Source organism: Pseudomonas sp. Pseusp18 (genome assembly GCF_059506005.1).
Genome location: NZ_CP169240.1, coordinates 5,033,482 through 5,047,986, shown reverse-complemented (window position 1 = coordinate 5,047,986; position 14,505 = coordinate 5,033,482). Strand labels below are relative to the sequence as shown.

The 14,505-nt window shown below is 58.4% G+C and carries 16 protein-coding genes; 9 read left to right on the top strand and 7 right to left on the bottom strand.

What is annotated here, in order from left to right; translation table 11 throughout:
• Window positions 1–48 precede the first annotated feature (48 nt).
• The gene (locus ACEN9A_RS22480; RefSeq protein ID WP_019648010.1) at window positions 49–963 is read right to left on the bottom strand and encodes a LysR family transcriptional regulator; all 915 of its coding nucleotides are present in this window, start codon (window positions 961–963) and stop codon (window positions 49–51) included.
• A 160-nt stretch (window positions 964–1,123) separates the two neighbouring features.
• Between ACEN9A_RS22480 and ACEN9A_RS22475 the strand changes: the two genes are divergently transcribed.
• The 4 genes from ACEN9A_RS22475 to ACEN9A_RS22460 all read left to right on the top strand — a co-directional run bounded on the left by ACEN9A_RS22475 (window position 1,124) and on the right by ACEN9A_RS22460 (window position 4,859).
• Complete coding sequence (locus ACEN9A_RS22475) at window positions 1,124–2,410, top strand: MFS transporter (protein WP_258670764.1); 1,287 nt, start codon at window positions 1,124–1,126, stop codon at window positions 2,408–2,410.
• Between the two features lie 78 nt (window positions 2,411–2,488).
• A complete protein-coding gene (locus ACEN9A_RS22470) occupies window positions 2,489–3,241 on the top strand; it encodes a 5-oxoprolinase subunit PxpA (protein WP_258670761.1) in 753 nt (250 codons plus the stop codon).
• Complete coding sequence (gene pxpB, locus ACEN9A_RS22465; protein ID WP_258670759.1) at window positions 3,238–3,942, top strand: 5-oxoprolinase subunit PxpB; 705 nt, start codon at window positions 3,238–3,240, stop codon at window positions 3,940–3,942. Before ACEN9A_RS22470 ends, pxpB begins: the two co-directional genes overlap by 4 nt.
• Window positions 3,939–4,859, top strand: coding sequence for a 5-oxoprolinase subunit C family protein (locus ACEN9A_RS22460; RefSeq protein WP_258670756.1), 921 nt, complete (start codon window positions 3,939–3,941; stop codon window positions 4,857–4,859). The genes pxpB and ACEN9A_RS22460 overlap by 4 nt, the downstream gene beginning before the upstream one ends.
• Window positions 4,860–4,974: 115 nt before the next feature.
• Here the strand turns inward: ACEN9A_RS22460 and ACEN9A_RS22455 are convergent, their stop codons facing one another.
• Both ACEN9A_RS22455 and ACEN9A_RS22450 read right to left on the bottom strand, forming a co-directional pair.
• Complete coding sequence (locus ACEN9A_RS22455) at window positions 4,975–6,153, bottom strand: vWA domain-containing protein (RefSeq protein ID WP_030132618.1); 1,179 nt, start codon at window positions 6,151–6,153, stop codon at window positions 4,975–4,977.
• A 21-nt stretch (window positions 6,154–6,174) separates the two neighbouring features.
• Window positions 6,175–7,020 (bottom strand): AAA family ATPase, encoded by an 846-nt coding sequence (locus tag ACEN9A_RS22450; RefSeq protein WP_019580803.1) that lies wholly within the window; start codon window positions 7,018–7,020, stop codon window positions 6,175–6,177.
• Window positions 7,021–7,223: 203 nt separating this feature from the next.
• Here ACEN9A_RS22450 and ACEN9A_RS22445 point away from each other — a divergent pair, with 203 nt between their 5' ends.
• Together ACEN9A_RS22445 and ACEN9A_RS22440 are read left to right on the top strand one after the other, a co-directional pair.
• Window positions 7,224–7,454: a DUF4160 domain-containing protein gene (locus ACEN9A_RS22445; RefSeq protein WP_258670752.1), complete on the top strand. Its 231-nt coding sequence runs from the start codon at window positions 7,224–7,226 to the stop codon at window positions 7,452–7,454.
• Window positions 7,442–7,945 (top strand): DUF2442 domain-containing protein, encoded by a 504-nt coding sequence (locus ACEN9A_RS22440; protein WP_258670750.1) that lies wholly within the window; start codon window positions 7,442–7,444, stop codon window positions 7,943–7,945. Before ACEN9A_RS22445 ends, ACEN9A_RS22440 begins: the two co-directional genes overlap by 13 nt.
• Here the strand turns inward: ACEN9A_RS22440 and ACEN9A_RS22435 are convergent.
• Entirely contained in the window at window positions 7,942–9,018 is a 1,077-nt protein-coding gene (locus ACEN9A_RS22435; protein WP_258670748.1) for a DUF748 domain-containing protein, read from the bottom strand. The two genes, ACEN9A_RS22440 and ACEN9A_RS22435, sit on opposite strands and share 4 nt — an antisense overlap.
• Window positions 9,019–9,144: 126 nt before the next feature.
• Here ACEN9A_RS22435 and cysK point away from each other — a divergent pair, with 126 nt between their 5' ends.
• Both cysK and ACEN9A_RS22425 read left to right on the top strand, forming a co-directional pair.
• The gene (cysK, locus tag ACEN9A_RS22430) at window positions 9,145–10,119 is read left to right on the top strand and encodes a cysteine synthase A (protein WP_007934098.1); all 975 of its coding nucleotides are present in this window, start codon (window positions 9,145–9,147) and stop codon (window positions 10,117–10,119) included.
• A 211-nt stretch (window positions 10,120–10,330) separates the two neighbouring features.
• The gene (locus ACEN9A_RS22425) at window positions 10,331–11,269 is read left to right on the top strand and encodes an aspartyl/asparaginyl beta-hydroxylase domain-containing protein (RefSeq protein WP_258670745.1); all 939 of its coding nucleotides are present in this window, start codon (window positions 10,331–10,333) and stop codon (window positions 11,267–11,269) included.
• 43 nt (window positions 11,270–11,312) lie between these two features.
• Here the strand turns inward: ACEN9A_RS22425 and ACEN9A_RS22420 are convergent, their stop codons facing one another.
• Window positions 11,313–11,492: a hypothetical protein gene (locus ACEN9A_RS22420; protein WP_413386007.1), complete on the bottom strand. Its 180-nt coding sequence runs from the start codon at window positions 11,490–11,492 to the stop codon at window positions 11,313–11,315.
• 43 nt (window positions 11,493–11,535) lie between these two features.
• Entirely contained in the window at window positions 11,536–12,075 is a 540-nt protein-coding gene (locus ACEN9A_RS22415; protein ID WP_258670743.1) for a hypothetical protein, read from the bottom strand.
• A 444-nt stretch (window positions 12,076–12,519) separates the two neighbouring features.
• Here ACEN9A_RS22415 and ACEN9A_RS22410 point away from each other — a divergent pair, with 444 nt between their 5' ends.
• Window positions 12,520–13,383, top strand: coding sequence for a DMT family transporter (locus tag ACEN9A_RS22410; RefSeq protein ID WP_258670740.1), 864 nt, complete (start codon window positions 12,520–12,522; stop codon window positions 13,381–13,383).
• A gap of 67 nt (window positions 13,384–13,450) precedes the next feature.
• Here ACEN9A_RS22410 and ACEN9A_RS22405 read toward each other — a convergent pair whose 3' ends face one another.
• Window positions 13,451–14,359 carry a DMT family transporter gene (locus tag ACEN9A_RS22405; RefSeq protein ID WP_258670737.1) on the bottom strand — a complete coding sequence of 303 codons (909 nt, stop codon included), beginning with the start codon at window positions 14,357–14,359 and terminating at the stop codon, window positions 13,451–13,453.
• Between the last annotated feature and the right edge of the window lie 146 nt (window positions 14,360–14,505).

Here is a 14,505-nt window from a genome sequence, read left to right as displayed (position 1 = left end):
GCGTAGGAGCTGCCGAAGGCTGCGATCTTTTGATTTTGATATTGATCATCAACGACTCAAAACAATGTAATCCTCACCCATCTGCCGCGCATACCGCTCCAGCACCTGCTGGCACAGTGCAACAATCTCCTCGACCCACTCCACGCCAACCCGCCATGACACCACCACCTGCAAATTCGGCGGCCGTTGATCGATGGCCAGCAAGGTCAACTCTCCTCGGGCCAGTTCCTCGGCCACCAGCACCGGTGGCAGGGCGCCTATACCGAAGCCGTCCCGCAGTAAACGGGTAATCGCCGACACTGAGTTCACGCAGTTCAGTCGTGGCGCCATGACCCCGTTGGCTTGCATCAGGCTCACGATGTCCTGGTGCGGACGGGAGTTTTTCGAATAGGTAATGATCCGCTCCCGCGCCAGGTCGGCGACACCTGAATACTCACGGTTGTAGATGGAATTGCTGGCCACGATCCAGCCCATCGGATGACTGGCCAGCTCCAGGCTGCGCACGCTTTCCTGGCGTAACAGGTCGGTTTGCAGAATCAGATCGAGAAAGCCTTTTTGCAGCTGATCGCAGAGGTTGAGCGCGGTATCGGCCACCAGCTCGATTTCCACCAGCGGGTAGTGATCCATCATCTGTGCCACCAACGGGCTGAGCCAAGTGTGGATCACCGTGTCCATGACACCGATCCGCACCCGTCCGGCCTTGCTCGAACGCGTCTCGATCGCCTGCTTGAGCGCCTGCATCGTGTCCATCATCTGCTCGGCATACTCGAGCACTTTCAGGCCTTCGGGGGTCAGGCTCACACCGCGGGAGTCGCGCAGAAACAGCTTCACCCCGAGCTCGCTCTCGAGCACGGCGATGCGGCTGGAAATCGACGCCTGGGTGGTGAAGAGCTTGTCTGCCGTCAGGCGAAAACTCTTGAGTCGGGCGACCCAGACAAACGTCTCGAGAAACTTCAGGTTCATGGGGGCAGCTCGTGGATAAAGTTTTTCTTATGTCTAGGGCGGGGTTTTATTAGTTGGACGCAGCGGGGCCAACCGCCCAAAAATCAGGCCATCCGGTTCCCACGATAGGCGTCGTCGGGGCTCAGAACAATACCAATAAAATATGCACGGAGATTTTGCCATGAGTGCGCCCGACACCCTCGATATCCCCAAGTCCACGGCTCGCCCGGGACCTTTTGACTGGTACCGCAACATCAACAAACAGGAGCGTCGCACGTTCTGGAGCTGCAAGATCGGCTATGGCCTGGATGGCATGGACACCCAGATGCTCAGCTTCGTCGTGCCGACCCTGATTGCCATGTGGGGCATCACCACCGGCCAGGCCGGGCTGATCCACACCAGCACCCTGATCGCCTCGGCCATCGGTGGTTGGGTGGCGGGGATTCTCTCCGACCGCATCGGTCGGGTGCGCACTCTGCAACTGACGGTGCTGTGGTTTGCGTTCTTCACTTTCCTCTGCGGCTTCGCGCAGAACTACGAGCAACTGCTGATTGCGCGCACCTTGATGGGCTTTGGTTTTGGCGGTGAGTGGACGGCCGGCGCAGTGCTGATCGGTGAGGTGATTCGCGCCAAGGACCGTGGCAAAGCCGTCGGCATGGTGCAGTCGGGTTGGGCATTGGGTTGGGGGCTGACAGCCATTCTGTATGCGCTGCTGTTCTCGGTGTTGCCGCCGGAAGACGCCTGGCGTGCGCTGTTCATCCTTGGCATCGTGCCGGCGATTTTCGTGATCTTCGTCCGTCGCCTGGTCAAGGATCCGGAGATTTACCGCGAAGCCAAAGCCAGGCAAGAGCCAAGCAACCCGGCGAAGTTTTACGAGATTTTCGCCCCTGGCATCCTCTTCACCACGATTCGCGCATCGATACTGACCACCGGCGCACTCGGCGGTTACTACGCGATCACCTCCTGGCTGCCGACGTTTCTGAAGAACGAGCGGGGCTTGAGCGTACTCGGCACGGGCGGTTATCTGGCGATGGTGATCATCGGGTCTTACGTCGGTTATGTAATCAGCGCGTATCTGACTGACATCCTTGGTCGTAAAAAGAACTTCATTCTGTTTGCCGTCGGCTCGTTCACCATTGTTTTGCTGTACACCCAATTGCCGGTCAGCAACGGCGTGATGCTCTGGCTGGGCTTCCCCTTGGGCTTCTTCGCTTCGGGGATTTTCAGTGGCATGGGGTCGTTTCTGACCGAGTTGTTTCCAACGCGGATTCGCGGCTCGGGCCAGGGTTTTTGCTACAACATCGGTCGGGCACTGGCGGCGTTGTTTCCGCTGCTGATCGGCTTGCTCAGTCAGAAGGTGCCGTTGAGCGTGGGAATCGGGGCTTTCGCGGCGGTGTCCTACGGGGTGGTGATCCTGGCGGCGCTCAGCTTGCCGGAAACCCGTGGTAAACAACTCGACGCCGAATAACCGAATGTCCGGTAACTGATAATCTGAGGGGCAGATGCCCTTCAGCTAAAAAGATAAAAGCCTACAGGAGTGTTCACCGTGAACCGCCTGCTATTGAACTGCGACATCGGCGAGAGTTTCGGCAACTGGACCATGGGTCTGGACGCCGAGGTCATGCCCTTCATCGACTGCGCCAACATCGCCTGCGGCTTTCATGCCGGCGACCCGAGCATCATGCGCAAGACCGTCAGCCTGGCCCTGAGCAACGGCGTGCAGATCGGCGCGCATCCGGCCTATCAGGATCTGGTCGGTTTCGGCCGCCGCTCCATGGTGTATACCGCCCAGGAACTGCAGGACCTGTTGCACTACCAGATCGGTGCCCTCGACGGCATTTGCCGGGCTCAGGGCGGGCGGGTGAGTTACGTCAAACCCCACGGCGCGATGTACAACGACATGATGGCCAACCCGGCGCAATTGCGTGCGGTGATCCAGGCCGTGGCGGCCTATGACCGGACACTGCCGCTGATGCTGATGGCCACTCGCGACAACAGCGCCGCCCAGCAGTTGGGCGACGAATACGGCGTGACCCTGTGGTTTGAAGCCTTCGCCGATCGCGCTTACGACAGCGCCGGAATGCTGGTCTCGCGGCAACTACCGGGGGCCGTGCATCACGATCCCGAGAAAATCATTGAGCAGGCGCTGATCATTGCCCGCGGTGACAACCTCACGGCCAGCGATGGCAGCGCCTTGCACTTGCAGGCCAATACCTTGTGCGTACACGGCGACAACGCCAGTTCGGTGGCCGCTGTGCAACGCATTCGCGAGGCCTTGAATCAGCAGAGCGCATCATGAAACCACGGGTGGAAGTGGTGGCGCTCGATTGCCTGATGGTGCGCCTGTTCGATGAAATTGCCGAGGCCAACATGCCGTGGATGCTGGCTGCCAGTGAGCGTTTGCGAGAAGCATTCGCCAGCCATTTGATCGATCTGGTGCCGTCCTACACGACGCTGATGGTGCATTACGATCTGATGGCATTGACCCCGGCCCAGGCCCGGGAGTTGATCGCTCAAGCCCTGATCGATCTGACGCCCAACGCTCGGGCCAAGGGGAAATGCCATGTGCTGCCGGTCTGGTATGACTTGAGCGTTGGGCCGGAGTTGAACCTGTTGTCCCAGCGTAGCGGCTTGGCGGTGAATGAAGTGATCCGCCGTCACAGCGAACACGAGTATCAGGTGTTCGCGTTGGGCTTTGCGCCGGGGTTCGCGTTCATGGGGTTGGTGGAAGAAGTGTTGGCCGCACCGCGTCTGAGTACCCCGCGCAAAAAAGTCGCCGCCGGCAGTGTCGGCATCGCCGAACGCCAGACGGCGGCTTATCCGGTAGTGTCCCCCGGCGGCTGGAACCTGATCGGTCGCACCCCGGCCAAATTGTTCGACCGTGAACGCGACGGCTACAGCTTGATGCAACCGGGCGACACGGTGCGCTTCGAGGCGGTCAGTCATGCCGAGTTCATCAACCTGGGCGGTGACGACACGCCGTTGGAGACCTTGGCATGAGCCGACTGACGATTGAAGCAAGTACACCGCTTTGCCTGTTGCAGGACGCCGGGCGATTTGGTGTGCGGCATCTGGGCGTGACCCAGGGCGGCGGGCTGGATTGGCGGTCGATGTCGTGGGCCAACTGGTTGCTGGGCAATGGGCTGGATGCATCGGTGATCGAAATCACCCTCGGCGGGTTCAGTGTGGTGGCCGAGGACGATTGCTTGCTGGCATTGGCGGGTGCCGATCTTGGGGCGCAGATTGATGGCCAGCCCCTGGCGCCGTGGCGCAGTTTCAAACTGGGCAAAGGTCAACGATTGCAATTCACGCAACCGTTGCTTGGCGCTCGGGCGTACCTCGCGGCACCAGGCGGGTTTGATGCGCCGAAGGTGCTGGGCAGCACTGCGACTGTGGTGCGTGAGGAACTCGGCGGCCTCGACGGCATGGGCCGGGCGTTGGCCAAGGGATCGTCGTTGAAGTACTCCACCGAGGCGCCGCTGCTGGTACGGGAACTGCCTCGCGAGCACGTTCCGGATTTCAACCTCGATACGCCGCTGGACCTGGTGCTTGGTGCGCAAATCGGTGAATTCAGCGGGCAGAGTCTGTTTGACACATTCAACAGCGTCTGGACCCTCGACAGTCGCGCCGATCGCATGGGCATTCGTCTGTTGGGAACGGCTTTGCAGTATCAGGGCAAGCCGATGATTTCCGAAGGCATCCCGCTGGGGGCGGTCCAGGTGCCGCCGGATGGGCAGCCGATTGTGCTGCTCAATGACCGGCAGACCATTGGCGGTTATCCACGGTTGGGAGCATTGACACCGTTGGCATTGGCGCGATTGGCGCAGTGTTTGCCGGGGGCGAAGGTGCGGTTGAAACCGGTGGTGCAGGATGTCGCGCATCGCGAACAAGTCGAGTATTTGCGCCGGTTTATTTGAGGATCAAAAGATCGCAGCCTGCGGCAGCTCCTACAGAGTTGTGTCCGCCCGATGTTTCACGGGTGTACGCAAATCTCCTGTAGGAGCTGCCGCAGGCTGCGATCTTTTTAGGCGGTTATTTGGAAAGAAACCGCATCCCTTCCTCCAACCCCCGCAACGTCAGCGGATACATCTGATCATCGATCAAGTCCCGCACGATGTTGGTCGACGAGGTGTAGCCCCAGGTGTCTTTCGGGTACGGGTTGATCCAGATGAGCTTCTTGTATTTTTCCTTGAAGCGCTGCATCCACACGTAACCGGCTTCTTCGTTCCAGTGCTCGACGCTGCCGCCGGCCTGGGTGATTTCATAGGGCGCCATGGCGGCGTCGCCGATGAAGATCACTTTGTAGTCGGCGCCGTACTTGTGCAGCAAGTCCTGGGTGGCGGTGCGCTCGGAGGTGCGGCGCATGTTGTTCTTCCACACCGATTCATAAATGAAGTTGTGGAAGTAGAAGTACTCCAGATGCTTGAACTCGGTCTTGCAGGCCGAGAACAACTCTTCGCATATCTTCACGTGGGCATCCATCGAGCCGCCGATGTCGAACAGCAGCAGCAACTTGACGGTGTTGCGCCGCTCCGGACGCATCTGGATGTTCAACAACCCGGCATCGCGCGCGGTGTGGTCGATGGTGCCGTCGATGTCCAGTTCTTCCGCCGCGCCCTGACGGGCGAATTTACGCAAGCGACGCAGGGCGACCTTGATGTTGCGCGTGCCCAGCTCCACCGAATCGTCGAGGTTCTTGTACTCGCGCTGATCCCAGACTTTCACCGCTTTGCCCTGGCGCTTACCGGCATCGCCGACCCGAATGCCTTCCGGGTTGAAACCGCCGGAACCGAACGGGCTGGTGCCGCCGGTGCCGATCCATTTGTTGCCGCCGGCATGGCGTTCTTTCTGTTCTTCCAGGCGTTTCTTGAACTCTTCGATCAGCTTGTCCAGGCCGCCGAGGGACTGGATCGCGGCCCGCTCTTCGTCAGTCAGGGAACGTTCGAATTCCTTGCGCAGCCAGTCTTCGGGGATCAACGCCTGAAGGTGATCGTCGAGCTTTTCCAGACCGTTGAAGTAGGCACCGAACGCCCGGTCGAACTTGTCGAAATGCTTTTCGTCCTTCACTAGAATCGCCCGGGACAGGTAATAAAACTCGTCCATGTCGGCGAAGGTCACGCGCTGCTTCAGCGCGTTGATCAGGTCCAGCAGCTCACGCACCGAGACCGGCACCTTGGCTGCGCGCATTTCGTTGAACAGATTGAGCAGCATGGCGATCGCCCTTATTGGTACTTAGCGAGTGCCGCGACGGCTCATGAACGCCAGACGCTCAAGCAATTGCACGTCCTGTTCGTTCTTCACCAGGGCGCCTGCCAGCGGCGGAATGGCCTTGGTCGGATCGCGTTCGCGCAGCACCGCTTCGCCGATGTTGTCGGCCATCAACAGTTTCAGCCAGTCCACCAGTTCGGAGGTCGAGGGCTTTTTCTTCAGGCCCGGCACTTTGCGCACGTCGAAGAACACATCCAGCGCTTCGCTGACCAGGTCTTTCTTGATGTCCGGGTAGTGCACGTCGACGATCTTTTGCAGCGTCACGCGATCGGGGAACGCGATGTAATGGAAGAAGCAGCGGCGCAGGAAAGCGTCCGGCAGCTCTTTCTCGTTGTTGGAGGTAATGATGATGATCGGACGCTTCTTGGCCTTGATGGTCTCGTCGATCTCGTAAACGTAGAACTCCATCTTGTCGAGTTCTTGCAGCAAGTCGTTGGGGAACTCGATGTCGGCCTTGTCGATTTCGTCGATCAGCAGAATCACCCGCTCTTCGGACTCGAAAGCCTCCCAGAGCTTGCCCTTTTTCAGGTAGTTGCGGACGTCGTGAACCTTGTCCACGCCCAGTTGCGAGTCCCGCAGGCGGCTGACCGCGTCGTACTCGTACAGGCCTTGATGCGCTTTGGTGGTGGACTTGATGTGCCAGGTGATCAACTTGGCGCCGAAGGACTCGGCCAGTTGCTCGGCGAGCATGGTCTTGCCGGTGCCTGGCTCGCCCTTGACCAGCAGTGGCCGCTCCAGGGTGATGGCGGCGTTGACCGCCAGCTTCAGGTCATCGGTGGCGACGTAGGCCTGGGTGCCTTCGAACTTCATCTGCTAATCCTCGAACGGTAACGCCGACCTGAACGAGGCAGGGCGGGGCGCAATAAATTGTCAGGCTCGACTATAACGCGCAGGTCGGTCGACTGTGAACGCAGACGGCTTATTCAGTCTCTGAATGGGGCGTCACATCTTGACTCAGTCTCGGCTGCTGGCCAGTATTGAGATATCGCCATTTTGGCGATAGCTTGCGGGGCATGTCTACTAAATATCGATTTCGCGATACGTACCGCATTCAATTGCGCGAGAAGGATCATCCGCCACCCCATGTCCACCTGACCGGTGGCGGGTTGGACGTGATGCTTAGCCTCGAAACTGTCGAAGTGATGAGGGGCAAGGCGCCGCCGCTGATTATCAAGGAAGCGCTGGAGTGGGTCAGAACTCATCAGGTGCAATTGTTGGAGGATTGGAAACGATGTTACCCATGAAACGACCACGGCTGTCGGCCGTGCTGGCGTTGCCGGATCACCGTCTGGCGCTGACTTTTATCGATGGCCAGCAACTGAGCCTCGATTTAAGTCGCGACCTGCGCTCATACCCGGGGTTGCAGCCATTGCTGGAGAGCGGTGCTTTTGAAGGCGCAACCCTGGGTGACGATGGCTGGAGCGTGGAGTGGCCCGAGCTGGATATCCAGATCGGCGCGGACACGCTGTACCTGGATGCGCTCGCGCAGAATGCAACGGATGAAAACACTCGTATTTTTATCGATTGGCGTGCTCGCACCGGGTTGCCGCTGAATCAGGCGGCCGAGGCGCTGGGAGTCAGTGCCCGCAGTATTAGTCGCTACAGCAGCGGTCGTGAAGCAGTGCCTCGGTCGCTGGCGTTGGCTTGTCTGGGTTGGGACTTTTTGCAGCAGCAATCGAACCCGGCGCGGGCGGCGGAAGAAACCGGTCGTTACACCGTTACACGAAAATCTTAGCCAGAATCCGGCTTGGATCGTTCGTACTGGGCATTGAATGCTTCAATGAAACCATTACGTAAAATCTGCAAAAAAGCCTCGAACGCGCTGATATCTCGCTGATGCACGTTGCCCTTGAGCTCGACGCGAGTGGCGAACTGGTTTTTCTGCTGGTTCTTCAGCACGTTCTCGGTGCCGCCGACGAGCGCTTCCCAGATGGAACGGAAAATCCCTTTGTCTTTGTTTTCCACGTCCTGTTGCCAATTGAATACATCGACGTCGTGCAACAGCGGTTTGATGTAGCCGGTGAGTTGACCCTTTTTGGCCTCGGCTTCGATGACCAGGTCACCATGGCCGGCATTGAAGTCGAACTTGCCGTAGGCCGCGGCGAAGTCGTTCATGCGTTTGAGTTCGAGGTCCTTGACGCGCAGGCGGAATTGGAAGTTTTGGAAGTCGCTCAATGGATCAAAAGTTGCCGTGGTTTCCAGCGGCGCATCCCCGAGCAACAGGGCCTTGCCGTCGAAACGTGCGTCGCGTTTGCCTTTTTTGTCGACCACGTTGGTCAGGTTGTAAATGGTGGCATTGACCTGGGTGGCATTCATATTGACAGGCGGTTTTGAATTGAAGTTACGAAAGGTGATCCGGCCATCGTTGATCCGCACTTCGTTCAGGGTGATCGGCAGCAATTTCTCCAATTGTGCTCGCCAATCGGTGCCTTCACCGGTCTGGGAGTTTTTCTTGTTGGCGCCACCATCGACGAAGTTCACTTCGGGTTTGTCGAACTCGGCCTCGCCCACCACGGCATGGTCGTACCAGAGCGAATGCCAACTGACGGAGAGGTCGATCAATGGCGCGTTAACGAAAGGCACCGGGACCTTGCCCTCGACCTTGACGACTTTCAGCCCATTGATTTTGTAGGCACCGCGCCACAGGGCCAGGTCCACGTCGGTAATCTGCCCGCGATAATCACCCATATTCGCCAATCGGTCGTTCAGGTAATCACGCACGATGTAGGGCAGGGCGATGTGCACGGCAACCAGCAGCATGAGGAGGCCCGCGAGGGTCACCAGGGGCCAACTGTATCGACGCTTCATGGCGGCAAATCTCTGGCGGTGTAAAGCGGTTGACTGCTGTGGCAGCCGGACGTTCGACTGACTGGACGACCACGAGCAACAGGCATACCTTGGTGGGCTAATTCAACGCGGTATAAGGACCCAGCCATGAGCCGTATCTATGCTGACAACGCCCACTCCATCGGCAATACGCCGCTGGTGCAGATCAACCGTATCGCCCCGCGCGGTGTCACCATTCTGGCCAAGATCGAAGGACGCAACCCCGGTTATTCGGTCAAGTGCCGAATCGGCGCGAACATGATCTGGGACGCTGAAAGCAGCGGTAAACTCAAGCCCGGCATGACTATCATCGAACCGACCTCGGGCAATACCGGTATCGGCCTGGCATTCGTTGCCGCCGCCCGTGGTTATCGGCTGATGTTGACCATGCCCGCGTCCATGAGTATCGAGCGACGCAAGGTGCTCAAGGCCCTTGGCGCCGAACTGGTATTGACGGAGCCGGCCAAAGGCATGAAAGGCGCGATCGAGAAGGCCGCCGAAATCCTCGCCAGTGACCCATCCACCTACTTCATGCCGGGGCAGTTCGAAAACCCGGCCAACCCGGCCATTCACGAAAAAACCACCGGGCCGGAAATCTGGAACGATACCGACGGTGCAGTCGACGTGCTGGTAGCGGGCGTCGGGACGGGTGGAACCATTACCGGGGTTTCGCGGTATATCAAGAATACCCAGGGCAAACCGATTCTCTCGGTGGCGGTGGAGCCGGTGGTGTCGCCGGTTATCACCCAGGCGATCGCCGGGGAAGAGATCAAACCGAGCCCCCACAAGATCCAGGGCATCGGCGCTGGTTTTGTGCCGAAGAACCTGGACCTGTCGATGGTCGATCGGGTGGAATTGGTCAGCGACGACGAATCCAAGGCGATGGCCCTGCGCCTGATGCAAGAAGAAGGGATTTTGAGCGGCATCTCTTGCGGCGCCGCCATGGCGGTGGCCGTACGCCTGGCCGAAACCCCGGAAATGCAGGGCAAGACCATCGTGGTGATCCTGCCCGACTCCGGCGAACGCTACCTGTCGAGCATGCTGTTCAGCGATTTGTTTACCGAGCAGGAAAATCAGCAATAACGTTTTATGACTGCTTTGCAGCCGAACGGGGGTTGATTCAGGTCAGCCCCCGTTCAGGAACCTTATGTTAAGAAGTGCTTTATTGCACAATCCTTAACACTGAATGTTGAGTTATGCGGGTTTTTCCCGAGGCCGGTAGTGTTTATCATGGCCGACTGCCACGTCGGGTAAATGACGTTGTGCGGAGTTTCCTATTCTCAAGGAGTCGTAGATGAGCTTTTCCTTTGTCGCGAAGGCGTCGGTGTTGCTGCTGTTCCTCGGCAGCACGCTCTATGTGCATTTGCGTGGCAAGGCGCGTTTGCCGGTCTTGCGTCAGTTCGTCAATCACTCGGCCCTGTTCGCGCCCTATAACGCCTTGATGTACCTGTTCTCCGGTGTGCCGTCCAAGCCCTATCTGGACCGCAGCAAGTTTCCGGAACTCGACGTGCTCAGGGACAACTGGGAAGTTATCCGCGACGAAGCCATGCACCTGTTCGACGAGGGCTACATTCGCGCCGCCGAGAAGAACAACGATGCCGGTTTCGGTTCGTTCTTCAAGAAGGGCTGGAAGCGTTTCTACCTCAAGTGGTACGACAAACCGTTGCCGTCGGCCGAAGCCTTGTGCCCGAAAACCGTGGCCTTGGTCAGCGGCATCCCGAATGTCAAAGGTGCCATGTTCGCGCTGCTTCCCGGTGGCAGTCACCTCAATCCGCATCGTGACCCGTTCGCCGGTTCCCTGCGTTATCACCTGGGGTTGTCGACGCCGAACTCCGACGATTGCCGCATCTTCGTCGACGGTCAGGTCTACGCCTGGCGTGATGGCGAAGACGTGATGTTCGATGAAACCTACGTGCATTGGGTCAAGAACGAAACCGAGCAAACCCGCGTCATCCTGTTCTGCGACATCGAACGCCCCTTGAGCAACCGCCTGATGACCCGCATCAACCGCTGGATCAGCGGCTGGCTGGGGCGCGCTACAGCGCCACAGAACCTTGACGATGAACGCGTTGGCGGGATCAACCAGGCCTATGCCTGGAGCAAGAGCTTCAGCGACAAATTCAGCGGTGTGGTCAAGCAGTGGAAGCGCCGCAACCCCAAGGCCTATCGCGTGCTGCGACCGGTGCTGGCGGTGGTGGTGTTGACGTTGTTGGGGTACTGGTTGTTTGGTTGAGGCTGACCATGGAATGAAAAAACCGCTCCTGGGGAGCGGTTTTTTATGAGGACAAGCTGAGAGATGCCCCGGCGAGAACACCGACAGGCTCTTCAACTATGGGGTTAGCCAGCGCCTCTTTGATACGACGCAAATGACTTTCGGGTAGCTCCATGGAAGGACGTTTCCGACTTGTCTTGATTGATTGTCTGTCTGAAGCATTGCTTTCAACGAGAGCTTTCATTGAACCTCCAGCGTTGATCGTTAAATGAACAATTGGTCCGATACTAGTCGCACTCTACGAGCATCACAAGCCGACCCTCTACGTTGAATTCGAAACCAAGTTTTTGGTATATCGCGATAGCACCTTCTAAGGGCTCCTGAATTTCGATCTGTTTGCTGCCAATGATTCGCGCATAGTGGGTAACTGCGGTCAATGTCAGCGTTGCAATCCGGCTCTTCAGGGGATGATCTTTATCTGGTTTACCTTCCAGTCGCACGATTTTTACCCTCAACCGGCTCTGGTTTGGATTCGCAAAGCAAAGCCCACATAACTCAAGGTCAAACCAGATCGCCAGGTCGAAACCCATCGGCTCTCTGGTCTTCCATCCAACGACTTCACTCCATGAAAAATGTGGATCGTTCCAGTGATCGTATGCATCCAGTGCCTGCGCGCTAATCGCTTCGAAGCGAACCCTGGATAAATCCACGTCGATTGGTCCTGCCTGACCCAACTCATGGTGCAGCCGAGCGATGGTAGCGGTGGCAAGCTTTCTAGCCCTTGACCGATACAACTGATACCGAAGATGAGTCCGTTCCCTTGGCATTTGATCTCTTGCATTCCATGACCCCCATAGCGGGCGATTCCATTTCTCCCAGAGTAAGCAGCACTTCCCTGGCTGTCGTTACTGGCCATTTGGTCAAGTCATTGCAATCCATGTCACGCGCTGGTTATAGTCGGCGCTCGGTGGTTTTCTGAGCCACCGTTCCACCCATCAAAAAAGATCAGCCCATGCCAGCTTCCCTTATCAACGCGGTAGTCGATTCAGCGGTCAACGCTGGCGTCGTGCCGTGCGGGAATCAGCAGCCTGCGCAGATCAGTCATTACCCTCCACCTGTCAGTAGCACGCCGGTGTGCGTCGTCGTATCACCGCCAGGCGTTGGCTTCTCGGGCTGATCAGCTTTTTCCGCTGTCCCCCTGTGCCCGTCTGAAAACGACTGAATTTCAGCTTCGGCTGAGTTGGCTTTTTGCCTGACTACAGGTGGTATTCATGTTTGTCCTTTCGAAAAAGTCCGCGCTTGCGGCGGCGTCCACGTGCCTGTTCGTTCTGCTGTGGAGCAGCGGGGCGATTTTCTCCAAATGGGGGCTGGCCCACGCCTCACCCTTTGCCTTTCTGCTGGTTCGCTTCGCCATCGCCTTATGCGGGTTGGTGCTGCTGGTGCCGTTGCTCAAGCTGAAGCAGCCCAAGGGCGGCAAGCCGATGTTGTATGCGATGGCAACGGGCGTGGTGTTGCTGGGGGCTTATCAGATTTTCTACTTGCTGGCCCTCGACTCGAACGTCACGCCGGGGGTGATGGCAACCATCATGGGCGTTCAACCGATTCTCACCGTAGTGATCATGGAGCGGCACCGATCAATAAGCCGAATGTTCGGCCTGGCGCTGGGCTTGGCCGGGTTGATCATGGTGGTCTATCAGGGCATTGGGTTGGCAGGCATGTCGTTGGCCGGGATGCTCTGCGGACTGTTAGCACTGGCGAGCATGACGTTCGGTTCGATCATGCAGAAACGCATCACCGACAATCCTCTCGGCACACTGCCGGTGCAGTACCTGGCCGGGCTGTTGCTGTGCGGGGTGTTTGTGCCGTTCCAGCCGTTTCACGTCGAACGCAGCACAGGGTTCATTGTGCCGGTGTTGTGGATGGGGTTGGTGGTATCGGTGCTGGCGACGCTGCTGCTGTATCGGCTGATTGCCCGGGGCAATTTGGTGAATGTCACCAGTCTGTTTTATCTGGTACCGGCGGTGACTGCGGTGATGGATTACCTGATATTCGGCAACCGGCTGGCGGCGTTGAGCCTGCTGGGCATGGGGCTGATCATTGTCGGTCTGGTGTTTGTGTTCCGTAAGACTGCTTGAAACAAACAAGGCCCGGGGCATGAGCTCCGGGCCTTGTAGGTGATCCGACTTGCCTGCGAAGGCGGTTTTATCGGGCAACCACCTCAACCGGCTTCACTACCGCCGGCTTCAACACCAGCCACAACGCCGCCGCAATCAACACTCCGCCATAGAGGTGCGCCATCGACAGTGGCTCATCCAGCAACAGCGCGCCCCACAACACCCCGAACGGTGGAATCATGAAGGTCACGGTCATCGACTTCACCGGGCCGATCGAGCTGAGCAAACGGAAGTAAACGATGTAGGCAAACGCGGTGCAGCCCAAGCCCAATCCCAGCAACGACAACCAGACACTCCAGCCGCCCCAGCTCGCCGGTGGCTGGTTGATCACGCTGTAGCCGAACAGCGGCAGCAAAAACAAGGTGGCGCCGAGCATGCTGCCCAGGGCCGACAGGCGACTGTCGAGGCCGCCGGCCTGGTCGAGCCAGCGGCGGGCGAGGAAGCCGGCAAAGCCATAGCAGGTGGTGGCCATCAGGCACGCCAGTGCGCCCATCAGCAGTTGCATATCGAACGCCACCGGACCTGCGCGGGTGAGGATGCCGACGCCGAACAGGCCGAGAAACACCCCGCAGACCTTCGCTCCGGTGAGTTTTTCACTGAAGAACAACCCGCCGATCAACACGCCCATCAACGGCGTGGTGGCGTTGAAAATCGCCGAATAGCCGGCCGGCAGCACTTGCGCGGCCACGGAATAGAGCGTCGCCGGAACCCCGGAGTTGATTACTCCGAGCAGCATCACCGTCTTGAGTTTGCCTTTGAAATCCCAGCTGATACGCAGCAGCCCGACGATCACCAGCAGCCCGACAGCGGCGATCGATACACGGAAAAAGGCAGTGGGGATTGTGCCAATCACTGGGGCGATAATGCGCATGAACAAGAAGCTCGCACCCCAGATAGCCGCCAACGACAGCAAACGAAAAATATCGACAGGGCTCACGGTGCACTCCTCTTGATGGGGACGAGAGTGTTGCCGAGTGCCTTATCGATGGCAACCGAAAAACGAGCATTGAATTCGCCGGTCGCGACAGCGCGGGTCTGGCTCGAAAATTAGGCTTTTCCTGCACCCGGTTCACTGGATAAGCT